The sequence below is a fragment of the Rubellimicrobium aerolatum genome (assembly GCF_017872975.1).
GTDB lineage: Bacteria > Pseudomonadota > Alphaproteobacteria > Rhodobacterales > Rhodobacteraceae > Rubellimicrobium > Rubellimicrobium aerolatum.
Window position 1 is genome coordinate 33,134 of the sequence record NZ_JAGGJP010000006.1, and the last position, 20,419, is coordinate 53,552.

Annotated in this window: 20 protein-coding genes; 7 read left to right on the top strand and 13 right to left on the bottom strand. The window is 72.0% G+C overall.

Annotated features, from left to right (window positions below; genetic code table 11):
* Positions 1-29: 29 nt before the first annotated feature.
* Positions 30-1,700: a ribonuclease J gene (locus tag J2Z33_RS08625; RefSeq protein WP_209839920.1), complete on the top strand. Its 1,671-nt coding sequence runs from the start codon at positions 30-32 to the stop codon at positions 1,698-1,700.
* Between the two features lie 189 nt (positions 1,701-1,889).
* Here J2Z33_RS08625 and J2Z33_RS08630 read toward each other — a convergent pair whose 3' ends face one another.
* Both J2Z33_RS08630 and J2Z33_RS08635 read right to left on the bottom strand, forming a co-directional pair.
* Entirely contained in the window at positions 1,890-2,510 is a 621-nt protein-coding gene (locus tag J2Z33_RS08630; protein WP_209839922.1) for a hypothetical protein, read from the bottom strand.
* Positions 2,507-3,994 carry a DEAD/DEAH box helicase gene (locus tag J2Z33_RS08635; RefSeq protein WP_209839924.1) on the bottom strand — a complete coding sequence of 496 codons (1,488 nt, stop codon included), beginning with the start codon at positions 3,992-3,994 and terminating at the stop codon, positions 2,507-2,509. Before J2Z33_RS08635 ends, J2Z33_RS08630 begins: the two co-directional genes overlap by 4 nt.
* Positions 3,995-4,191: 197 nt before the next feature.
* On the opposite strand from J2Z33_RS08635, the gene J2Z33_RS08640 reads away from it, so the two are divergent.
* The gene (locus tag J2Z33_RS08640; RefSeq protein ID WP_209839926.1) at positions 4,192-4,623 is read left to right on the top strand and encodes an OsmC family protein; all 432 of its coding nucleotides are present in this window, start codon (positions 4,192-4,194) and stop codon (positions 4,621-4,623) included.
* Positions 4,624-5,145: 522 nt separating this feature from the next.
* Here J2Z33_RS08640 and J2Z33_RS08645 read toward each other — a convergent pair.
* Both J2Z33_RS08645 and J2Z33_RS08650 read right to left on the bottom strand, forming a co-directional pair.
* Positions 5,146-6,132 (bottom strand): sialate O-acetylesterase, encoded by a 987-nt coding sequence (locus J2Z33_RS08645; RefSeq protein ID WP_209839928.1) that lies wholly within the window; start codon positions 6,130-6,132, stop codon positions 5,146-5,148.
* 473 nt (positions 6,133-6,605) lie between these two features.
* On the bottom strand, positions 6,606-8,207 hold the full coding sequence (locus J2Z33_RS08650; protein WP_209839930.1) for a peptide chain release factor 3: 1,602 nt from the start codon (positions 8,205-8,207) through the stop codon (positions 6,606-6,608).
* A 134-nt stretch (positions 8,208-8,341) separates the two neighbouring features.
* On the opposite strand from J2Z33_RS08650, the gene J2Z33_RS08655 reads away from it, so the two are divergent.
* Positions 8,342-9,433: an ABC transporter ATP-binding protein gene (locus tag J2Z33_RS08655; protein WP_209839931.1), complete on the top strand. Its 1,092-nt coding sequence runs from the start codon at positions 8,342-8,344 to the stop codon at positions 9,431-9,433.
* Here the strand turns inward: J2Z33_RS08655 and J2Z33_RS08660 are convergent.
* Positions 9,415-10,086, bottom strand: a complete 672-nt coding sequence (locus J2Z33_RS08660) for a helix-turn-helix transcriptional regulator (RefSeq protein ID WP_209839932.1) — start codon at positions 10,084-10,086, stop codon at positions 9,415-9,417. The genes J2Z33_RS08655 and J2Z33_RS08660 overlap by 19 nt on opposite strands.
* A gap of 128 nt (positions 10,087-10,214) precedes the next feature.
* Between J2Z33_RS08660 and J2Z33_RS08665 the strand changes: the two genes are divergently transcribed.
* Genes J2Z33_RS08665 through J2Z33_RS08680 form a run of 4 tightly spaced genes read left to right on the top strand, consistent with a single transcriptional unit; the run spans position 10,215 to position 12,719 of the window.
* Complete coding sequence (locus tag J2Z33_RS08665; protein ID WP_209839933.1) at positions 10,215-10,430, top strand: twin-arginine translocase TatA/TatE family subunit; 216 nt, start codon at positions 10,215-10,217, stop codon at positions 10,428-10,430.
* A 38-nt stretch (positions 10,431-10,468) separates the two neighbouring features.
* Positions 10,469-10,969 carry a Sec-independent protein translocase protein TatB gene (gene tatB / locus J2Z33_RS08670; protein WP_209839934.1) on the top strand — a complete coding sequence of 167 codons (501 nt, stop codon included), beginning with the start codon at positions 10,469-10,471 and terminating at the stop codon, positions 10,967-10,969.
* The gene (gene tatC / locus J2Z33_RS08675; protein ID WP_209839935.1) at positions 10,966-11,856 is read left to right on the top strand and encodes a twin-arginine translocase subunit TatC; all 891 of its coding nucleotides are present in this window, start codon (positions 10,966-10,968) and stop codon (positions 11,854-11,856) included. Before tatB ends, tatC begins: the two co-directional genes overlap by 4 nt.
* Positions 11,853-12,719 carry an ATP-binding protein gene (locus J2Z33_RS08680; protein ID WP_209839936.1) on the top strand — a complete coding sequence of 289 codons (867 nt, stop codon included), beginning with the start codon at positions 11,853-11,855 and terminating at the stop codon, positions 12,717-12,719. The genes tatC and J2Z33_RS08680 overlap by 4 nt, the downstream gene beginning before the upstream one ends.
* 130 nt (positions 12,720-12,849) lie before the next feature.
* Here the strand turns inward: J2Z33_RS08680 and J2Z33_RS08685 are convergent, their stop codons facing one another.
* From J2Z33_RS08685 to radA, 8 genes are all read right to left on the bottom strand, one after another.
* On the bottom strand, positions 12,850-14,022 hold the full coding sequence (locus tag J2Z33_RS08685; RefSeq protein WP_209839937.1) for a LysM peptidoglycan-binding domain-containing M23 family metallopeptidase: 1,173 nt from the start codon (positions 14,020-14,022) through the stop codon (positions 12,850-12,852).
* A 51-nt stretch (positions 14,023-14,073) separates the two neighbouring features.
* Positions 14,074-14,718: a protein-L-isoaspartate(D-aspartate) O-methyltransferase gene (locus J2Z33_RS08690; RefSeq protein ID WP_209839938.1), complete on the bottom strand. Its 645-nt coding sequence runs from the start codon at positions 14,716-14,718 to the stop codon at positions 14,074-14,076.
* Positions 14,715-15,500, bottom strand: coding sequence for a 5'/3'-nucleotidase SurE (gene surE, locus J2Z33_RS08695; RefSeq protein WP_209839939.1), 786 nt, complete (start codon positions 15,498-15,500; stop codon positions 14,715-14,717). The genes J2Z33_RS08690 and surE overlap by 4 nt, the downstream gene beginning before the upstream one ends.
* A 65-nt stretch (positions 15,501-15,565) precedes the next feature.
* Complete coding sequence (locus tag J2Z33_RS08700; protein ID WP_209839941.1) at positions 15,566-16,204, bottom strand: SDR family NAD(P)-dependent oxidoreductase; 639 nt, start codon at positions 16,202-16,204, stop codon at positions 15,566-15,568.
* A gap of 78 nt (positions 16,205-16,282) precedes the next feature.
* Positions 16,283-16,651, bottom strand: a complete 369-nt coding sequence (locus J2Z33_RS08705) for a hypothetical protein (RefSeq protein WP_209839943.1) — start codon at positions 16,649-16,651, stop codon at positions 16,283-16,285.
* Positions 16,652-16,813: 162 nt separating this feature from the next.
* A complete protein-coding gene (gene purF, locus J2Z33_RS08710; RefSeq protein WP_209839945.1) occupies positions 16,814-18,286 on the bottom strand; it encodes an amidophosphoribosyltransferase in 1,473 nt (490 codons plus the stop codon).
* Positions 18,287-18,432: 146 nt separating this feature from the next.
* Positions 18,433-19,005: a CvpA family protein gene (locus J2Z33_RS08715; protein WP_209839947.1), complete on the bottom strand. Its 573-nt coding sequence runs from the start codon at positions 19,003-19,005 to the stop codon at positions 18,433-18,435.
* A gap of 18 nt (positions 19,006-19,023) precedes the next feature.
* The gene (radA, locus tag J2Z33_RS08720) at positions 19,024-20,379 is read right to left on the bottom strand and encodes a DNA repair protein RadA (RefSeq protein WP_209839949.1); all 1,356 of its coding nucleotides are present in this window, start codon (positions 20,377-20,379) and stop codon (positions 19,024-19,026) included.
* Between the last annotated feature and the right edge of the window lie 40 nt (positions 20,380-20,419).

Genomic DNA, 20,419 nt, shown 5'->3' on the forward strand with positions numbered 1-20,419 from the left:
GTCATTGCGACCCCTGCCGAGGCCCGCGCATGAGCGGCGAACGGCTCATCTACATGCCGCTCGGCGGCGCCGGCGAGATCGGCATGAACGCCTATGTCTATGGCTATGGGCTACCCGGTCAGGAGCGGCTGATCGTCGTGGACCTGGGCGTGACCTTCGGGGACATGGACGGGACGCCGGGGATCGACCTGATCCTGCCGGACGTGGCCTGGCTCGCGGAGCGGCGGGACCGGATCGAGGCGATCCTCGTGACCCATGCCCATGAGGACCACGTGGGCGCGCTGGGGCTCGTGTGGGACAAGCTGCGCGCGCCGATCTACGCCCGCAAGTTCACGGCGGCCATCGCGCGGCTCAAGCTCGACGAGCGCGGCGGGGTGCCGGACTCGGCGCTGAACGTCGTGGGCGCCTGGCCGGAGGTGCTGGAGTTCGGTCCCTTCAAGGTGGGCTTCGTGCCGATCAGCCATTCCATCCCCGAAAGCGCGGGGCTGGTGATCGACACGCCGGCGGGGCGGGTCGTCCATTCGGGCGACTTCAAGATCGACCCGACCCCGGTGGTGGGCGAGGCCTTCGACCCGGCGCTCTGGGCCGAGATCGCGCGGCCCGGCGTGCGGGCGCTGGTCTGCGATTCGACCAACGTCTTCTCGCCGCATCCGGGGCGGTCCGAGGCGACGCTGGCCGACAACCTCGCCGCGCTGCTGCGCGAGGCGAAGGGGATGGTGGTCGCCACCACCTTCGCGTCGAACCTCGCGCGGCTTCAGACTCTGGCCAACGCCGCCGAGGCTTCGGGGCGGTCGGTCTGCCTGCTGGGCCGGGCCATGCGGCGGATGGTGGAGACGGCCATCGCCACCGGGCTGCTGACGCAGTTCCCCAAGACCATCTCGCCCGAGGACGCGGGGCAGATCCCGCGCGAGAACCTGCTGCTGATGGTCACCGGATCGCAGGGCGAGCGGCGGGCGGCGGCGGCGCAGCTTTCGTCGCAGGGCTACATGGGGCTGTCTCTCAAGGAAGGGGACACGTTCCTGTTCTCGTCCCGGACCATTCCGGGCAACGAGCGTCCGGTCGCGCGGATCATGAACCAGCTCTCGGAGAAGGGCGTGGACGTGCTCGACGACGCGGGCGGGCGCTATCACGTGTCGGGCCACGCGAACCGGCCGGACCTGGAGACCTTCCACGACATCATCAAGCCGCAGTTCCTGATCCCCATGCACGGCGAGCACCGGCACCTGCGCGAGCACATGAAGCTGGGCGAGGCCAAGGGGCTGCGCGGGATCATCGCCACCAACGGAATGATGATCGACCTGTCGGGCAACGCGCCCAAGGTGGCCGAATTCGTGGAGGCGGGGCGGACCTACCTCGATGGCGGCGTGCTGATCGGCGGCATGGACGGCGTGGTGCGCGACCGGATGCGGATGGCGCTGAACGGGCACGTCACGGTGACGCTGATCGTGGACGAGAAGGACGAGCCGCTGGGCGAGCCCTGGTGCGAGCTGATGGGGCTGCCGTCGAAGGGGCGGTCGAACGCCGATCTCGTGGAGACGCTGGAGGCGGAGCTGGGTCAGTTCATCAACCGGGCCGAGAAGCGGACGCTGCGCGACGACGAGAAGCTGGAGCGGGAGCTGATCCGCATCGTGCGGCAGACCTCGCAGGCCGAGATCGGCAAGAAGCCCGAAGTGACGGTGGTGGTGTCGCGGCTGGCGTGAGGCGGGGTGGGTGAGGCTCGGCGCGGCCGGGGTTCGCCCATCGGAAGCGCGGTTCTTGGTGGGTGGTTCCACGCGCGCGGCGCGTGGAACCACCCACCCTACGGTGATCGACGTAGGGCGAGCTTCAGCTCGCTACTCGGTTCCACGGCCCTAAGATGGCGGGCTGAAGCCCGCCCTACGGGGCAGGTCTCAGGAGCAGAGATAGATCGCGCCGCCGACGCCGATGACCGTGACGGCGGCGGCTCCGGCGGCGACGGGGGCGCTGAGGGCGGTGCCGAGCGCCGTCGCGGAGGGGCCGAGCGCGGTGGCGACCGCGGGCGCCTGGCCGGTGACAAGCACCGCGCCGGTGCCGTGGGCCACGGCCGTCACCGCCTCGGCGTCGCTGTCCACGCGGCGGCCGGTGACGAGGCCGGTCATGGCGAGGCCGAGCGACTCCATGCCGTCGGCCACGACGTTCACGCGGTCGCAGACCGTCTTGGTGCAGCGGCCCCGGTAGTTGCGGGCGCCCGGGACCAGGAGCCAGCCATTCGCGTCGTCGGCGGCGAGGCAGTAGCCCTCGGTCTCCTCCAGGCGCATCGTCGTGGCCAGGAAGTGCGTGACGGCGGCGCTGTCGCAGGCGACCCGCTCGCCCCAGGCGCGGTCCCAGGAGCGGGAGGGCCACATCCGCAGCCTTTCGCGCAGGCCGGGCGCGGGGGCGCCCATCGCCTCGGGGACGATGATGAGCTCCTGCGCGTTGACGCGGGCGACGCAGCTTTGGGCCGTCGCCTCGGTGCCGAGGAGCGCGAGAAGGATCGCGAGGACGAGTCTCACCCGGCGCGACGCTCCGCGAAGCTCTTCAGGATGAAGGACGGGGCGTCGTCGCCCATGCCGACGATGCGTTCGTCGCGCGGCTCGCCGCGCGGGCGGCGGTCGCGGTCGGAGCGGTCACGCTCGGGATGGTCACGCTCGGGGCGCGGGGCGCGTTCGGGCCGGGGTTGCTCGGCGGTCGGGGCAGCCTCTGCCAGCGCGGGCGCTGGGACGGGAGCCTCCTCGCGACGGTCGTCCCGGCGGGGGCCGCGCACGCGGGTGCGACGCTCGCCCCGCTCCTCGGTGCGGCGCTCCTCGCGGCGGGGACGATCCTCGCGGACCTCTTGCGGGGGGGCGTCCTTGAGCGGGTTCTCCACGCGCGGGATGGGCTTGGCGATCAGGGCCTCGATGGCGGCGAGGTATTTGTCGTCGCGGGGGGCGCTGATGGTCAGGGCCTTGCCGGAGCGGCCGGCGCGGCCGGTGCGGCCGATGCGGTGGACGTAGTCCTCCGAATGGGACGGCACGTCGAAGTTGAAGACGTGGCTGACGGCCGGGATATCGAGGCCGCGCGCGGCCACATCGGAGGCGACGAGGAGCCGCAGCTTGCCGTCCCGGAAGGCGTCAAGCGTGCGGGTCCGCTGCGACTGGTCGAGGTCGCCGTGGATCGCCTCGGCGTCGTAGCCATACTTCTTGAGCGACTTGGCGACGATGTCCACGTCCACCTTGCGGTTGCAGAAGACGATGGCGTTCGAGCAGGCCTCGCCCTCGCCGTCGATGAGCGCGCGGAGCACGGCGCGCTTCTCGGCGGCCTCGGTCTCGCGGCGGGTCGGCTTGAACTCCACGAGGCCCTGGGCGATGTTCTCGCCCGTCGTGGCCTGGCGGGCGACCTCGACCCGGGCGGGGTCCTTGAGGAAGGTCTTGGTGATCCGCTCGATCTCCTTGGCCATGGTGGCCGAGAAGAAGAAGGTCTGCCGCGACGGGGGCACCAGGCCGAAGATCCGCTCGATGTCGGGGATGAACCCCATGTCGAGCATCCGGTCGGCCTCGTCCACCACCATGATCTGCACGCCGGTCAGCAGGAGCTTGCCGCGCTCGAAGTGGTCGAGCAGGCGGCCGGGGGTGGCGATCAGCACGTCCACGCCCCGGTCGATCAGGGCGTCCTGGTCCTTGAAGGACACGCCGCCGATGAGGAGGGCCTTGGTCAGCTTGAGGTGCTTGGTGTATTTGTCGAAGTTCTCGGCCACCTGGGCCGCCAGCTCGCGCGTGGGGCAGAGGACGAGGGAGCGGGGCATCCGGGCGCGGGCGCGTCCCTGGGCCAGCCGGGTGATCATCGGCAGCACGAAGGCCGCCGTCTTGCCGGTGCCGGTCTGGGCGATGCCGAGGATGTCGCGCCCTTCGAGCGCGGGGGGGATGGCGTCGGCCTGGATCGGCGTCGGCGTCACGTAGCCCGCGTCGGTGAGGGCCTGAAGAACGCGGGGGTCGAGGTTGAGGTCGGAGAACTGGGTCAAGCGCTGTCCTAGCGATGGGGATGTTGCGGCGTTGTTGGCCGCATCCTGTCGCGCGGCCCGGCCCGGCCGGATTGCCGGGGCTCTGACGTATCAAATCCCTTCGGCGTTATCGGGGAAACCCGGAAAGGTCAAGCTGGGCCGCGCCTTGAGGGTGCGGCATGATGACCTATCTGGCGCGGCGGACCAAGGAGGGACCGATGATCCAGAAACATGGGCAGGCGAACTGGCGGGGCGGGCTTCGCGACGGGCAGGGCACGCTGTCGGTCGAATCCGGCGCGATGCGGGACCAGGGCTACAGCTTCGCCAAGCGCTTCGGCGACGAGGCCGGGACCAACCCCGAGGAGCTGATCGGCGCGGCCCACGCGAGCTGCTTTGCCATGGCGCTGAGCGCCGACCTGGAGCGGGCGGGGCTGCGGGCCGACAGCATCGACGCCCGCAGCACCGTCACGCTCGACATGAGTTCGGGCGCCCCGGTCATCAGCCGCGTCCATGTCGAGGTGGCAGCGCGTGTGCCGGGCGCCGACGACGAGCGGTTCCGCGAGGTCGCCGAGGGGACCAAGCAGAACTGCCCGGTGTCGAAGGTGCTGTCGGGCGGGGCGCAGATCACCATGACGGCGCGGCTGGAGTGAGGCCGGCCCGCCGGTTCAGCGGAGCGGGCGGCGCCCCGTGACCTTCATCGTGATGTAGCGGATCGCGTAAAGCGCGGCGAGGCGGACCAGGGTCTTCTTCATCGGGGCTCTCCGTGGGTGGGTGTCGGAGAGGGGACGCGCGAAGGCCGCGCCGGGTTCCGGCGCGTCGCGCGCGCCGGGGGTGGCCCGTCGCCGCAGGGCGATGCCGCGCGACGCCGGTGGCGGCCGCGGGCAAGCGCGTGCACGACGCGCGGCGGCTGGGTCTTTGCGGCCCCGTCCCGGCGCAATCCTGCGCGGGGGCGGGTCCTCCCAGGGGGGCTGCCGGCCGCTCGGCGTCCCTTCAAACAGCGCATGGCCCAGCGGCGAGGATGGCTCCGGACGCGCGACGGGGGGTCCCGGCGGGCGCCCGGTCCTTGGGGCCTGTGCGAGCAATGTGCCCGGGAAAGGTGAACGACCTCTGACAGCACCGGGCGTTGCGTGTTGCATGGGATTCTAGGGATCGGGGGCGCGTGGTGGGGCGCGTCAGTGGGAGCGGTCGGGCCCGGAGCGGTCGGGGCCGTATTGGTCGGGGCCGAATTGGTCGGGGCCGGTCGCGAGGACGGGGCTTTCGGCGAGGAGCGGGTCCAGCTCGACGAGCAGGCGCTCCACCAGCCAGGTCCGGCCCAGGCTGTTGAAGTGGCAGCCGTCCCGGCGCAGGTCCTCGTCCATCTGGTCGGTGTCGAGGCCGACCGTCACGCGGTCGAGGCCGGCGGCGGCCCGTCGGATCGCCTCGGTCGCGGCGGGGTGGAACCTCGGCCCGCAGCGCGAGCCCTGGAGCAGGTAGATGGAGGCATCGGGGATGCGGTCGAGCAGCAGGGCGAGCAGGGCTCGGACGGCCGGGACGGTGTCGCGGCCGTCGGGGTCGATCTCGGCGTCGGTCTCGCCCTGGTGCCAGATCACCAGGGGGTCGCGGTAGCCCTGGGCGAGCGCGCCCGAGGCGGTGGCGACCAGCGCGTCGAGATAGCCGGAGCGGGGATCGACCCAATCCGCGAACTGCGTGGAGCCGATGGCGCCGTGGACGAAGACGATGGGCCGGTCGAGCCGGGCTTCGAGCCGCGCGCCGAACTCCACCCAGAGGCTGCCGCCCTGGCCGGCGGCGCCGAGGACCGGATCGGCCTGCGGGTAGCAGCGGCCGTCGTAGAAGGTGACGACGCGGCTCCCCTCGCGGGCGGGGAGGAGGCTGGAGTTGCTGTTGGCGGCGTTGGACTGGCCGCCAGTGACGATCAGCACCGATTCGCCGGGCGGCGGGCAGGGGACGGGCGCGGGCGGGTCGTAGTCGGCGAGCCGGGGCACGGGGACCCAGTCCTTGGGCAGGCCGAGGGAGACGCGGATCAGGCGCTTGCCTTCGAGCACCGCATCGCGCAGCGCGGGCGACATGGTGGCCGTGACCGCGCCCGCCTGGAACGCGGCGAGCAATGCCACCAGGACGAGGGCCAGCCCCCGCCACCCGCGAAGCCGTCGGTTGAACATCCGAATCCCCTGCCGACCCCGTTGCAGGACTCGTATTGTTTCCATCCTGGGGTTGAAAGGCTCCACTTGGTTGAAACTGGCGACGGGTGTGCGACCGCCGCGTTCCTGATCGCCGGGGTGGCGGCTTGGGCGGATTGTGCGCGCGCCGCCGACGGCGGGGCTGGCGGAGCGGTGCCTCGGGCCCGGGCCTCGCGACGGACCCCACGGCGGAAGCGATGCGGCGTCGGGCGGAGCCTGCACGGGGAGGGGGGCCGGCCCGGGTGGGGGACGACGCCACTCGGGGGTGGGGTGCGAGGGTGAGGTCGCGGCGGCGCTTCCTGCCGAGCGCATCGGAGTCCGGGCCGGCTGCGGACGGCTCGCCCCGTTTGGCCGGACGGCCTCCGGGCGCGCGGGTTGCCGTTCCGCGTGCCGTCCCGCGCAGGGCCCGGGACGGGTCGGGCGGCGCGAAGGACCACGCAACGGCCCGGGCGCGGTCAGGCGGCCGCCATCATCTCCTTGGTGGCGGTGAGGCGCACGTCGGGGTGGTCGCGCACCACGCGGTCGATGTCCCATTGCAGGCGGGTCAGGAACACCACGTCGCCGTCGTTGTCGTGGGCGATGTGCTGGCGGTTCTTGGACACGAGGTCCTCCACCGCGTCCTTGGGGCCGTTGACCCAGCGGGCGGAGTTGAACTGCGTGGATTCGAAGCGGACGGGGAGGCCGTATTCGAGCTCGATCCGGCTCGCGAGCACCTCGAACTGGAGCTGGCCCACGACGCCGACGATGAAGCCCGAGCCGATCATGGGCTTGAAGACCTTGGCGGCCCCTTCCTCGGCGAACTGCATGAGGGCCTTTTCGAGGTGCTTGGCCTTCATGGGGTCGCCGGCGCGGACGGTCTGGAGGAGTTCCGGCGCGAAACTCGGGATGCCGGTGGCGCGCAGGGCCTCGCCTTCGGTCAGGGTGTCGCCGATGCGGAGCTGGCCGTGGTTGGGGATGCCGATGATGTCGCCGGCCCAGGCTTCTTCCGCGAGCTCGCGGTCGGCAGCGAGGAACAGGACGGGGTTGGTGATCGCCATGGGCTTGCCGGCGCGGACGTGGTGCAGCTTCATGCCGCGCTCGAAGTGCCCCGAGGCGAGGCGGACGAAGGCCACGCGGTCGCGGTGCTTGGGGTCCATGTTCGCCTGGACCTTGAAGACGAAGCCGGAAACCTCTGATTCCTCGGGAGAAATCTGGCGGGGGGTGGCGCGCTGGGGCTGGGGCTCGGGGCCGTAGTCGCCGATGCCGTCCATCAGTTCCTTGACGCCGAAGGAGTTGATGGCGGAGCCGAACCAGATGGGGGTCATGTGGCCCTCGAGGATCGATTGGCGGTCGAAGGCGGGGAGGAGGCCGCGCGCCATCTCCACCTCCTCGCGGAGCTTGGCGAGGAGGTCGGCGGGGACGTGCTTCTCGATCTCCGGGTCGTCGAGGCCGTCGATCTGGATGGATTCCGCCACGCGGTTGCGGTCGGCGCGGTCCATGACCTCGATGCGGTCGCGGAGCATGTCGTAGGCGCCGAGGAAGTCGCGCCCGACGCCGATGGGCCAGGAGGCGGGCGTCACGTCGATGGCGAGGTTCTCCTGGATCTCGGAGATGATCTCGAAGGTGTCGCGGCTCTCGCGGTCCATCTTGTTGCAGAAGGTCAGGATGGGGAGGTCGCGCAGGCGGCAGACCTCGAAGAGCTTGCGGGTCTGGGATTCGACGCCCTTGGCGCCGTCGATGACCATCACGGCGGCGTCCACGGCGGTCAGCGTGCGGTAGGTGTCCTCGGAGAAGTCCGAGTGGCCGGGGGTGTCCACGAGGTTGAAGCGGAAGCCGCCGTAGTCGAAGGACATGGCGGAGGCGGAGACGGAGATGCCGCGCTCCTTCTCCATCTGCATGAAGTCCGAGCGGGTGCGCCGCGCCTCGCCCTTGGCGCGCACCTGCCCGGCCATCTGGATGGCGCCCCCGAAGAGGAGGAACTTCTCGGTCAGGGTGGTCTTGCCGGCGTCGGGGTGCGAGATGATCGCGAAGGTCCGGCGGCGGGCGATCTCGGGCGGGAGCTGGGGGCGGTTGGTCATGGCCCGGCCCACATAGGCGAGGGGGAGCCCTGGGGCAACCGGGGCGGATGGCCGCAAGGGACGGCGCGGTGACGCTTGCTCCGGGCGGGTCGGGGGCCTAGAAGCCCCAGGGTTTTCGTCGGGATCGGGTGGGCATGGAGCCGAGGCTGGAGGTCGGGGGACTCACGCGGCGCTTCGGCGGGCGGGAGGTGGTGCGGGACGTGTCCTTCGCCATCGCGGCGGGGCAGGTGAGCTGCCTGCTGGGACCCTCGGGCTGCGGCAAGAGCACGACGCTGCGGCTGATCGCGGGCGTGGACCTGCCGGACGGGGGGACGATCCGGGTGGACGGGCGGCCGATGGTCGAGGGCGCGGTGCGGGTGCCGCCCGAGAAGCGCGGCATCGGGCTGATGTTCCAGGACTTCGCGCTGTTCCCGCACCTGACGGTGGCGCAGAACGTGGGCTTCGGGCTGCCCAAGGGGACGCCGGGGCGGGCGGAGCGGGTCGCCGATCTGCTGGAGCGGGTGGGGATGACGCGCCACGCGGGCAAGCATCCGCACGAGCTGTCGGGGGGCGAGCAGCAGCGGGTGGCGCTGGCGCGGGCGCTCGCGCCCCGGCCCCGGATCATGCTGATGGACGAGCCCTTCTCGGGGCTGGACGACCGGCTGCGGGACGACATCCGCGACGAGACTCTGGCGGTGCTGAAGGCCGAGGGGACGGCGGTGCTGCTGGTCACGCACGAGCCCACCGAGGCGATGCGGATGGCGGACGAGATCCTGCTGATGCGGGACGGGCGCATCGTGCAGGCGGGCGCGCCCTACACGATCTACAACAACCCGGTGGACCTTCGGGCGGCGGCGTTCTTTTCCGACCTCAATGTGATCCGGGGACGGGTGGAGGGCGCGCTGACCGAGACGGCATTCGGGCCGTTCCTGGTGCCGGGCGTGCCCGACGGCGGCGAGGTCGATATCGCCATCCGGCCGCAGCACCTGAAGATCGACTTCGACCGCGCGGGCAAGGGGCCGCTGCCGACGCCGTCGCATGGGGATGCCGCGCGGGGCGTGGTGGAGCGGGCGCGGTTCATGGGGTCGGAAAGCCTCGTGGAGTTCCGCATGGACTTCGACGGATCGGTGCTGCGCGCCAAGGTGCCCTGGGTGTTCCTGCCCAAGCCCGGCACGCCCTTGTGGCTGATGTTCCGGCGCGACCGCTGCTTCGTCTTCCCGCGCGAGGGTCAGCCCAGGGTGGCCTGATAGTCGGCGAGGGTCCGGCCCGGCTCGTCCACGAAGAGCTGGGGGAGGGCCGTGACCTCCTCGATCAGGTCCACGCGGTGGAGGTCGAAGCCGCCGCCGGTCTCGTCCCAGCAGGTGACCGTCCAGACCCGGCCCCAGTAGTCGAGCCGGAGGGGCCGGACGATCCGGCGCGGCGGCGTGGCAGGGGGGAGGTGGAGGCGGAGCTTCTGCCGGGCGCGGATGGCGGCACGGATGACCGGCATGTGGCGGAAGCCGCGCGAGGCCTCGGCGAAGGCGTGGGTGGCGAAGCCGAAGGCCACCTGCGGGGCGGAGCGGTCCTCGGGGAGCACGGCGTCGATCTTGGCGGACAGGCTGCGGGCGGCCTCCTTCAGCTCCTCGTCGCCGGCCTCGCCCACCACGGCGAGGCCGAGATGGAGGGCCTCCAGCTCGGGCAGGGACAGGTTGAGGGGCGGGAGCGTGACGGGGGAGGTGGCGGCGTAGCCCAGGCCGCGCTCGCCGGCGATGGGGACGCCGCTGGCGATCAGCGTGTCCATGTCGCGGTAGATGGTGCGGGGGGAGACGCGCAGGCGGCGGGCGAGGTCCTCGGCCCGGTGGAGGCGGCCGTCGGACAGGAGGCGCACGAGGTCGAGGAGGCGGTCGGTGCGGGGGGGCATGGGGCCTCCTGACAGGTTCGTGTCACGAAATACGACATCGCGGCGCGTTTTCCCAGGATGAGGCGTTCCCGCAGAGGCACGGACGCGATATGACACCGGCCTGAACCCGATGTCCGCTGGAGGGACAGATGCTGAACAATATCGGCCCGATGGGCTTTATCATCATCGCGATCGTGATCCTCGTGCTGTTCGGGCGCGGCAAGATTTCCGGCATCATGGGCGAGGTCGGCAAGGGCATCACCTCGTTCCGCAAGGGCATGGACGAGGGCCGCCGCGAGATCGACGACACCAATGCCGCCGCCGCCCGCGACGTGACCCCCTCGGAGGAGCGCGACCGGGTCTGAGCCCCGTCCGCGCCGCCCCGACCTGAGAGGAGCTGGCCATGTTCGACCTGGGCTGGACGGAGATGATGCTCGTGGGCGTGGTGGCCCTGATCGTCGTCGGCCCCAAGGAGCTGCCGAACCTGTTCCGCGCCGTGGGGCAGGCGGTCGGCAAGGCGCGCGGCATGGCGCGGGAGTTCAGCCGCGCCATGGAGGCCGCCGCCGACGAGGCCGGGGTCAAGGAGATCAACCGGACGATCCAGGCGGCCACCCGGCCCGTGCAGTTCGGGACCGACAGCCTGCGGAAGTCGGTCATGGGAACGCCGGGGGGGACGGCGGGACGGCCGGCCGCCCCTCTCGATCCCGGCACTCCGCTGGAGCCGGGAGCCCCGGCGCCGGGCCCCGCGACCAAGGGCTTCGCCGCCCAGCGCGCCGAGGAGCATAGCCGGCGGCTGGCCGAGGCGGCGAGCCGCGCCGAGGCGCGGGCCGCCGCGGGCGGCGTTCCGGGCGGCGCGTCCGGCCCGGCCCTTCCCGATCACGTGCCTTCCGACGGAACCCCATGACCGCCAAGACCTCTCCCCTGGCCGACCCCATCGACGAGGTCGAGGCCTCCTCCGCGCCGCTGATCGAGCATCTGGCCGAGCTGCGGACCCGGATCATCTGGTCGCTCCTCGCCTTCGTGGTGGCGATGACGGCCTGCTTCGTCGTCTGGGAGCCGATCTACGATTTCCTGACGGTGCCTCTCTGCACGGCGCTGAACGCCAACGGGCAGCCCTGCGAACTGGTGTTCCTGTCGCTGCAGGAAGGGTTCTTCCTGGCGCTGTCCATCTCGATGATGGCGGGGCTGGTGCTGTCCTTCCCGGTGATCTCGTACCAGCTCTGGCGGTTCGTGGCGCCGGGACTCTACAAGAACGAGAAAGGGGCGTTCCTGCCGTTCCTGCTCGCCTCGCCGATCATGTTCTTCCTGGGGGCGGCCTTCGCCTACTGGGTCATCGCGCCGATGGCGTTCAGCTTCTTCCTCACCTTCCAATCGGCGGGGACGCTGACGGGGGCGGAGGCGGTGCAGGAGGGGGGCGCGGCGTCCGTCGTGTTCCAGGGGTCGGCCAAGTCCTACCTGTCGCTGACGATGGCGTTCATCGTGTCCTTCGGGCTGTGCTTCCAGTTGCCGGTGCTGCTGACGCTGCTGGGGCGGGCGGGGATCGTGACGGGGGCGGGGCTGGCGCGGATGCGGAAGTACGCGCTGGTGGGCATCCTGATCCTTGCCGCCATCGCCACGCCGGGGCCGGACGTGATGAGCCAGGTGATCCTCTTCGCGGTGGTCTATCCGCTCTACGAGGTGTCGATCTGGCTGGTGCGTCGGCACGAGCGGCAGGTCGAGGCGAAGATGCGGGCCGAGGGGCTGCTGCGGCCGGACGAGACGCTCTATGACGACGACGAGGCAGCGTCGTGAGCTTCGACGGACGGGCCGACGGGCCGGCGGCGGACCCGCTGCGCCGGATTGCCGAGGCGCTGGAGCGGCTGGCCCCGCCGCCACCGCCCGCGCCGGACTTTCGCGGCACGGCCTTCGTCTGGCATCCCGACCCCGACCGGATCGAGCCGGTCAGGGCGGTGAGCCGGGTGGAGTTGGGGCTGCTGCTGGGCGTGGAGCGGGCGCGGGACACGCTGCTGGCGAACACGCGGGCCTTTGCCAAGGGGTTCCCGGCGAACAACGCGCTGTTGTGGGGCGCGCGGGGGATGGGGAAGTCGAGCCTTGTCAAGGCCGTGCACGCAGCGGTGCAGGCCGAGGAGCCGAGCCTCAAGATCGTGGAGGTGAGCCGGGAGGACCTGGGGAGCATCGGGCGGTGCCTGGGGCTGCTGCGCGGCGCGCCGGGGCGGTTCATCCTGTTCTGCGACGACCTGTCGTTCAGCCATGACGACGCGCATTACAAGTCGCTGAAGGCGGTGCTCGACGGCGGCATCGAGGGGCGGCCCGACAACGTGGTGCTGTATGCCACCAGCAACCGGCGGCACCTGATGCCGCGCGACATGATCGAGAACGAGCGGTCGAGCGCGATCTCTCCATCGGAGGCGGTGGAGGAGAAGGTGTCGCTGTCGGACCGCTTCGGGCTGTGGCTGGGGTTCCATCCCTGCTCGCAGGACGAGTTCCTGGCGATGATCCGGGGGTATTGCGACGCCTACGGGATCGGGATCGACGACGCCACGCTGCGGGCCGAGGCGGTTGAGTGGCAGGCCACGCGCGGCGCGCGGTCGGGGCGCGTGGCGTGGCAGTTCATGACGGACCTCGCGGGGCGCAGGGGCGTCCGGCTGGCCTGACGGCGCGATGACCCCCTAGGGTGCGGGGTTCCGCGCCCGCGCGGGGTCATGCACCGTCGGTCCGTCAGGGTGCGTGAAGCTCCGCGTCCCGCGGAAAGCCACGCACGCGACAGAGCCGCCGGGAATGCCGTTATGGCAGGAAGTCGGTGGGGTCCTGGCTCGCCATGCCTTGGCGCACCTCGAAGTGCAGGAAGGCGGGGTCGCCGGCGCGGACCTTGCCGATGGCCTGGCCGCGCGCGACGCTGTCGCCCTTGGCGACGGTCAGGTTGTCCACGTGGGTGTAGACGGTCAGCAGGTCGCCCGCGTGCTTGACGACGACGATCTGCACCCCTTCGGTGTTGGTGGTGATCGCCGCCACGGTGCCGGCATCGGCGGCCCGCACCTCCGAGCCGGCCGCCGCGCCGATGTCGATGCCTTCGTTCCGGCCGGGCGCGTAGTCGCGGATGATCGAGCCGGAGGCGGGCATCGCCAGCCGGGCGTCTGAGGGCTGCGTCTGCTGCGCGCCGACCTCCTGGTTCGGCGCGGGTGGCGGCGGCTCGGCGGCGGCGGGCGCGGGGGCGTCCTCGGGAAGGGGGGCGGCGGCGCTGGGCGGGATCGGCGTGGGGCTGCCCTGGCCGGGCTGCGCGACCGGCGTGGGCGCGGTCGCCGCGCCGGTGCTGGACGGGACGAGGAGCTGCTGCCCCTCGCGCACCATGAGATCGGGTCCGAGGTTGTTCAGCTCGGCGATGGAGCGGACGGGGACGCCGTAGAGCCGGGCGATGGAATACGCCGTCTCGCCGCGCTGGACGGGGTGGCGGATCGGCTCGGCGGAGGAGGCGGGCGCGGCGGGAGTCGCCGCCGGGGCGATGGGGGCCGCGACGGGGGCGAGCGCCGTGGTGGTGACGGGGCCGGCGCGGTCGATGGCGGCGGCGGCCGAGGCGACGAGGGTGCCCGTGGGGTTCGCGGCGGCCGGGGACTCGGGCAGGCGGCCGGGCAGGGCCACGACCTCCTGGTCCCGCAACGGCGAGTCGGGGGTGAGGCCGTTGTAGCTCGCCAGCTCCTGCGCGGGGATGCCGAGCCGGCCGGCGAGGGTGCCCACGGTGTCGCCCCGCTGGGCGACGGCGACCTGATAGGTCGGGTAGGTGATGACGCCCCGGGCGTCGGGTTCGGGCCGCTCAAGCGCGCTGAGCGCGGCGTCGGTGGTCGAGAAGCCGGTCCCGAGCGACCGCATGTCCATGTCCACCGGCCGCTGGCAGGCCGCCAGCGCCCCCAGCGCCAGGGCCGCGCAAGCCGCGCGTCGCAGGCCGTGCTGTCCGATCGTCATGCCGCTGCCCTCACTCGTTCCGGCCCGGGTCCGTCCCGGTGTCTTGGCGCCTCATTCCTGCCCGATCCCCGGAAGGAGGGGGACGAAGCGGACGGGGCGCAGCTCGTCGTAGTCGAAGCCCTTCTCGGCGGTGCGCGTGACGCGGATCAGGCTTTGCACCGCGTCGCTCTGGCCGACCGGCAGGACCATGATGCCACCGATGCGCAACTGGGCCAAGAGGGGCGAGGGCGGGTCCTCGGCGGCGGCGGTCACGAGGATGCGGTCGAAGGGCGCCTGCTCGGGGAGGCCGTGGCTGCCGTCGGCGGCGAGCGCGGTGATGTTGTGGAGGCCGAGGGACTCGAAGATTTCCCGCGCCTGGAGGACGAGGCTGCGGAAGCGGTCCACCGTGTAGACGCGCCGGGCGAGGAGCGACAGGATGGCGGCCTGGTAGCCGGAGCCGGTGCCGACCTCGAGCACCTTGTCGCGGGGGCTCACCTGGAGCGCCTGGGTCATCAGCGCCACCACCGAGGGCTGGCTGATGGTCTGGCCGCAGGGGATCGGCAGGGGCACGTCCTCGTGCGCGCGGGTCGCGAAGATGCCCCGGATGAAGTGGTCGCGCGGGATGCGCTCCATGGCCGAGAGCACGCGCTGGTCGGTGACGCCCGCGCTGCGGAGCGCGTAAAGGAGCTGCATGGTCCGCTCGGCCTCGTCGGTCATGCCAGCGCGGCGGCCAGGGCGTCGAGGGCGTCGTGCGCGGTGAGGTCGGCGCGGCAGGGCTGGACGGAGATCAGGCCGTCGAGGTTGGCCTCCACGTCGGTCCCCGCGCCGGTGCGGATGTCTTGGCGGCCACCCTTGACCCACAGGAAGCGGCGGCCCGAGGGAGCGACGTGCGGCTCCACCCCGTGCTGCTTGGTGCCCCGGAACCCCTGCCGCGAGGCGGCGACGCCCTTGACCTCGGCGGCGGCGACGGGCGGGAAGTTGACGTTGTAGAAGAGGCGATACGGGCCGTCGTCCCAGGGGGCGCGGTCGAGGAGGAGGCGGACCACGGCCGCGCCGTGCCGGGCGGCAGCCTCGAACGGGTCGGCGAGGGCGGCGGTGCCCGGCCCCATGAACTGGGAGAGCGCGATGGCGGGGAGGCCCTGGAGCGCGGCCTCCATCGCGCCGCCGAGTGTGCCGGAATACATGGCGTTCTCGCCGGAGTTGTTGCCCCGGTTCACGCCGGACAGCACGAGGTCGGGGCGCGCGTCCACCAGCACGTCATGGAGACCCGCCAGCACGCAGTCGGCGGGCGAGCCCTCGGCGGCGAAGCGGCGCTCGGACAGTTCCACGATCATGGTCGGGTGGGTGTAGCTGATGCAGTGGGCGACGCCCGACTGCTCGAAGGCGGGGGCGACGGTCCAGACCTCGCCGGCGTCGCCCGCGATCTCGGTGGCGATGGCGTGGAGGATCGCGAGGCCGGGCGCGTTGATCCCGTCGTCGTTGGTGATGAGGATGCGCATGGAGCCCCCGGCAAGTGCCCGCCCCTCCTAGGGCAGGCGGCGGGCACGGGCAACCCAGGGAGGGGTCAGCCGAGGATGAGGGGGAGGAGGCGCGCGGCTTCCTCGGTGGGCGTGGCCAGCGCCGCGCGGTCCTCGCCGGGGAAGAAGCGGGCGCGGGTGCCGGTGGGCATGGGTCGCGGCTGGAGGATCAGGACGCGGGGGCCGATCCGTTCAGATTCGGCCTGCCAGGAGCGGGCCAGCGCGATCTGGGCGGCCTTGGTGGAGCCGTAGTGGCCGAAGAACCTCTCGCCGCCGCGCGGGTCGTCGAGGAAGACGGCGCGGCTGGCGGGCGCGAGGAGGGGGGAGAGGGTGCCGATCAGGTCGGCGGTGGCGCGGAGGTTGACGGCGATGGACTTGTCGAGATCCTTGGCGGCGAGGTGGCCGGCGGGAGCGAGGGGGCCGGCGTGGATCGCCGTGTGCACCCAGAGGTCGAGGGTGCCCCAGCGGTCGTGGATGGAGCGGGCGAGCTGGCGCATCGCGTCGGGAACCGTGATGTCCATGGGGGCGAGGGTGGCCTGCCCGCCCTGCGCCTGGATGGCGTCGTCGAGTTCCTCCAGCGCGCCCACCGTGCGGGCGACGGCGATGACGTGGTGCGTCGGCACGAGGGCCAATGCGAGGGCGTGGCCGAGCCCGCGCGAGGCGCCGGTGACGAGGGCTGTGGGCATCGGGCGGGCTCCGGGGCTGATGAGTCGGGCGGCCTTCTGCCCCGTCCGGGGCGGCCCCGCAAGGCGGAGGGTCCGTCCCTAGCTCGGCATCGTGAGGAGGACGACCTCTCTGCCGCGCCGCAGGCGCAGGCCACGTTCGTCGATGGCTATGACCTCGGCGCCGTCAACGGCCTGCCCTTCCGCGACCTTGACCACCGCGCCGGAGGCTAGGCGGACGAGGGCGGCGTTGCCCTGCGGCCCCTGGAGAAGGCCGATCAGCGCCGTGCGGTCGAGCGGCAGGGCGTCGCGGAGGGTGGCGTCGGATTCGGCGGCGGCCGGGATGTGGCCCTTCGACTTGGACACGAGGGGGTCGAGGTCGGCGGGTCGGGCGCGCGGACGCTCGGGCCCGAGGCCGTCGGGCCGCAGGTGCGGGCGCAGGCGCGCGAGGAGGTCCCAGGTGTCGGCCATGCCGGTCTCCGCCGTGGTGGAAGGCGGAGGGAATGGCATGGGCGCGGCGTTCGGGGAACGGCGTCGCAGCGGGAGGGGCGATCTCGGCGGATGCTTGCGAGGCGAAGGGCCGCGCATCGGCGGAACCCAGCCCGTCGGGTGCGGCGCGTGGCCGCTCCCTCATTATTCGGCGGCGGTCTTCATCTCGAAGCCCTGGTCGAGCATGTCGGCCGGGGCCACGGGGTAGTCGCCCGAGAAGCAGGCGTCGCAGTAGCGGGGGCTGAGTGGGTCGCGGCCCCCGGCCTCGCCCACGGCGCGATACAGGCCGTCGAGCGTGATGAAGCGCAGCGAGTCGACGCCGAGGTGGCTCCGCATCTCCTCCTCGCTCATGTTCGCCGCCAGCAGCTTCTCGCGGTTGGGGGTGTCCACGCCGTAGAAGCAGGGCCAGGCGGTCGGCGGGGAGGCGATGCGGAAGTGGACCTCGCGGGCGCCGGCGTCGAGGACCATCTCCTTGATCTTGCGCGAGGTGGTGCCGCGCACGACCGAGTCGTCCACGAGGATCACTCGCTTGCCCTGGATCAGGGCCCGGTTGACGTTCAGCTTGAGCCGCACGCCCATGTTGCGGATCTGCTCGGTCGGCTCGATGAAGGTGCGGCCGACATACTGGTTGCGGATGATCCCCATGCCGAAGGGGATGCCCGAGGCCCGCGCGTAGCCGATGGCGGCGGGGGTGCCCGAGTCGGGGACGGGGCAGACGAGATCGGCGTCCACGGGCGCCTCTTGGGCCAGCTCGATCCCGATGGCCTCGCGCGTCTCGTAGACGGAGCGGCCGCCGATGAGGGAGTCGGGGCGCGAGAAGTAGACGTGCTCGAAGATGCAGAAGCGGGGCTTGCGGGGGCGGAAGGGGAAGAAGCTTTCCAGGCCCTTGTCGGTGGAGATGACGACCATCTCGCCCGGCTCCACCTCGCGCAGGAAGTCGGCGCCGACGATGTCGAGGGCGCAGGTCTCGGAGGCCAGGACCCAGCCGGAGCCGAGGCGGCCCACGACGAGGGGACGGATGCCCAGGGGATCGCGGACGCCGACGAGCTTGGTCCGGGTCATGGCGACGACGGAGAAGGCCCCCTCGACCTTCCGTAGGGCGTCCTCCATCCGGTCCACCAGCGTTCGGCCCATGGAGCGGGCCATGAGGTGGATGATGCATTCGGTGTCCGAGGAGGACTGGAAGATCGAGCCACGCTCGATCAGCTCGCGTCGCAGGGCGACGGCGTTGGTGATGTTGCCGTTGTGAGCGATGGCCGCGCCGCCGATGGCGAACTCGCCGAAGAAAGGCTGGACGTTGCGGATGACGGCGGGGCCCTTGTCGCCCGAGGTCGAGTAGCGGACATGGCCGATGCCGAGCGTGCCGGGCAGGGTGTCCATCACGTCGCGCGAGGTAAAGTTGTCGCGGACGTAGCCCATGCGGCGGGCCTGATGGAAGCCGCCTTCGGGGTCGTAGGTGACGATGCCGCCCGCCTCCTGCCCCCGGTGCTGGAGGGCGTGGAGGCCGAGGGCCACGAAGCTGGCCGCGTCCGTGACGCCGATGACGCCGAAGACGCCGCACTCCTCGCGCAGCTTGTCGTCGTCGAAGGGGTGGGCGTAGTGGACCTGTTCGGCCATGAGTTCGGGCTCCGTGGCGGCACGCTGGGCGCTGGCGCCCGGATAGCGGAATGGTCGGGGGGTGTCACGGGCCTGTAACGTGTCCAGCCGCCGCGTGCGAGGGGACGGGGCGTCGCAGCCCAGGGATCAGGCGGCCCGCCCGGCGATCAGGCGGCTCCGCCGGTGGGCGCGGAGCAGGTGCTCACCAGTTGCTCGTATTGCCGCGTGACCCAGCCGAGCGCGGCCTCGGGGTCCTGCTCGGCGATCTGGCCGGTGAGGCGCGAGAAGACGGCGGCCGCGCGGCTGTCCTCGACCATCGGGATCGCCTGGGCCGAAAGGACGGTCTGGTAGACGAAGAAGGCCACGGCCACGAGGAGGACGCCGCGCGCGACGCCGAAGAGGAAGCCGAGCCCCTGGTCGAGGCCGCCCAGCGCCGACCGCTGCACCGCGCCCGAGAAGAGCGGCGTGAAGATGGAGAAGAGCACCAGCGCCACGGCGAAGACGGCGGCGAAGGCGGCGATGACCGACAGCTCGCACGAGTCGCCGATGGCGTCGCCCACCACGGGGATCTGGCGCACCAGCGGCTGCACCTGGTCGGCGAAGATGAAGGCGAGGATCGTGGCGCCGATCCAGCCGGCGATGGCCAGCGCCTCGCGCACGAAGCCGCGCGAGTAGGCCAGGAGGGCCGAGACGACGATCACGATCGCCACGATGCCGTCGATGATGGTGAAGCCTTGCATCGGTCCCCGTTTCCGCCGTCAGGTCTGGCCGATCTGGTCGGCCACGGCGGTCGCCAGGTCGGGCTTCTCCCGGAGGGTCAGCGCCGGCCCGGCCGCGCGCTTGGGCAGCACCGGCAGGATGGCGGTGGTGAAACCAAGTTTCTGCGCCTCCTTCAACCTGTTTTCGGTCTGGGAGACGGACCGGAGCGCGCCCGAGAGGCTGATCTCGCCGAAGACGACCGTCTGCGGGTCGAGCGGCCGCTGCGCCTGGGCGGAGACGAGGGCCATGGCCACGGCGAGGTCGGCGGCGGGTTCGCCGATCCGCAGGCCGCCGGCGACGTTGAGGTAGACGTCGAGTCCGGCGAAGCTGAGGCCCGCGCGGGCGTCGAGCACGGCGAGGATCATGGCGAGGCGGCCGCCGTCCCAGCCGACGACGCTGCGGCGCGTCTGGCCAGGGGCGGCGGGGGCGACGAGGGCCTGGATCTCGCAGAGGATCGGGCGGGTCCCCTCGATGCCGGCGAAGACGACGGAACCGGGAACGGGCGTGCCCCGGTCGGCCAGGAACAGCGCCGAGGGGTTCTTGACCTCGATCAGGCCCTTGCCGGTCATCTCGAAGACGCCGATCTCGTCCGCCGGACCGAAGCGGTTCTTGACGGCGCGCAGGATGCGGAACTGGTGGCCGCGGTCGCCCTCGAAGTAGAGGACCGTATCGACCATGTGCTCGATCACGCGGGGGCCGGCGATGGCGCCTTCCTTGGTGACGTGGCCGACCATGACGACGGCGATGCCGCGCCGCTTGGCGAAGGCGGTCAGCTCGTGCGCCGCCGCGCGGACCTGGGAAACGGAGCCGGGGGCCGATTCGACCGTGTCGAGCCACATGGTCTGGATCGAGTCGATGATGGCAAGCTGGGGCTGCTCGGCCTCCAGCGTCGCGAGGATGTCGCGGAGGTTGGTGTGGGCGGCCAGCTTCACCGGGCTCTCGGTCAGGCCGAGGCGCTGGGCGCGCATCTGGACCTGTCCGGCCGATTCCTCGCCCGTCACGTAGACGACCTTGAGGCCGTTGCGGGCGAAGCGGGCGGCGGCCTGGAGGAGGAGGGTGGATTTGCCGATGCCGGGATCGCCGCCGACGAGGATCGCGGAAGCCGGCACGAGGCCGCCGCCGAGGACGCGGTCGAGTTCCGCCACGCCCGCCTCGGTGCGGGGGGGCGGCGGCTCTGCGGTGGCGAGGTCGGTGAGGGCAAGGCTCGCGCCGCGCTTGAGGGGCTTGCCGGGGCCGGTGGCCAGGGGCACCTCCTCGACGATGGTGTTCCAGGCCCCGCAGGCGTCGCAGCGGCCGGACCACTTGGATTGCGTGGCCCCGCAGACGGTGCAGGAGAAGATCGGCTCGCGTCCCATGATGGGCCCGATGTGGGCCAAGCGGGGCGGCGGCGCAAGC

What these genes read in the sequence shown, in the direction of transcription:
- J2Z33_RS08625 (WP_209839920.1), top strand. Translation starts at nt 30, where the DNA reads ATGAGCGGCGAACGGCTCATCTACATGCCGCTCGGCGGCGCCGGCGAG.
- J2Z33_RS08640 (WP_209839926.1), top strand. Translation starts at nt 4,192, where the DNA reads ATGATCCAGAAACATGGGCAGGCGAACTGGCGGGGCGGGCTTCGCGAC.
- J2Z33_RS08645 (WP_209839928.1), bottom strand. Translation starts at nt 6,132, where the DNA reads ATGTTCAACCGACGGCTTCGCGGGTGGCGGGGGCTGGCCCTCGTCCTG.
- J2Z33_RS08650 (WP_209839930.1), bottom strand. Translation starts at nt 8,207, where the DNA reads ATGACCAACCGCCCCCAGCTCCCGCCCGAGATCGCCCGCCGCCGGACC.
- J2Z33_RS08655 (WP_209839931.1), top strand. Translation starts at nt 8,342, where the DNA reads ATGGAGCCGAGGCTGGAGGTCGGGGGACTCACGCGGCGCTTCGGCGGG.
- J2Z33_RS08660 (WP_209839932.1), bottom strand. Translation starts at nt 10,086, where the DNA reads ATGCCCCCCCGCACCGACCGCCTCCTCGACCTCGTGCGCCTCCTGTCC.
- J2Z33_RS08665 (WP_209839933.1), top strand. Translation starts at nt 10,215, where the DNA reads ATGCTGAACAATATCGGCCCGATGGGCTTTATCATCATCGCGATCGTG.
- tatB (WP_209839934.1), top strand. Translation starts at nt 10,469, where the DNA reads ATGTTCGACCTGGGCTGGACGGAGATGATGCTCGTGGGCGTGGTGGCC.
- tatC (WP_209839935.1), top strand. Translation starts at nt 10,966, where the DNA reads ATGACCGCCAAGACCTCTCCCCTGGCCGACCCCATCGACGAGGTCGAG.
- J2Z33_RS08685 (WP_209839937.1), bottom strand. Translation starts at nt 14,022, where the DNA reads ATGACGATCGGACAGCACGGCCTGCGACGCGCGGCTTGCGCGGCCCTG.
- J2Z33_RS08690 (WP_209839938.1), bottom strand. Translation starts at nt 14,718, where the DNA reads ATGACCGACGAGGCCGAGCGGACCATGCAGCTCCTTTACGCGCTCCGC.
- surE (WP_209839939.1), bottom strand. Translation starts at nt 15,500, where the DNA reads ATGCGCATCCTCATCACCAACGACGACGGGATCAACGCGCCCGGCCTC.
- J2Z33_RS08700 (WP_209839941.1), bottom strand. Translation starts at nt 16,204, where the DNA reads ATGCCCACAGCCCTCGTCACCGGCGCCTCGCGCGGGCTCGGCCACGCC.
- J2Z33_RS08705 (WP_209839943.1), bottom strand. Translation starts at nt 16,651, where the DNA reads ATGGCCGACACCTGGGACCTCCTCGCGCGCCTGCGCCCGCACCTGCGG.
- purF (WP_209839945.1), bottom strand. Translation starts at nt 18,286, where the DNA reads ATGGCCGAACAGGTCCACTACGCCCACCCCTTCGACGACGACAAGCTG.
- J2Z33_RS08715 (WP_209839947.1), bottom strand. Translation starts at nt 19,005, where the DNA reads ATGCAAGGCTTCACCATCATCGACGGCATCGTGGCGATCGTGATCGTC.
- radA (WP_209839949.1), bottom strand. Translation starts at nt 20,379, where the DNA reads ATGGGACGCGAGCCGATCTTCTCCTGCACCGTCTGCGGGGCCACGCAA.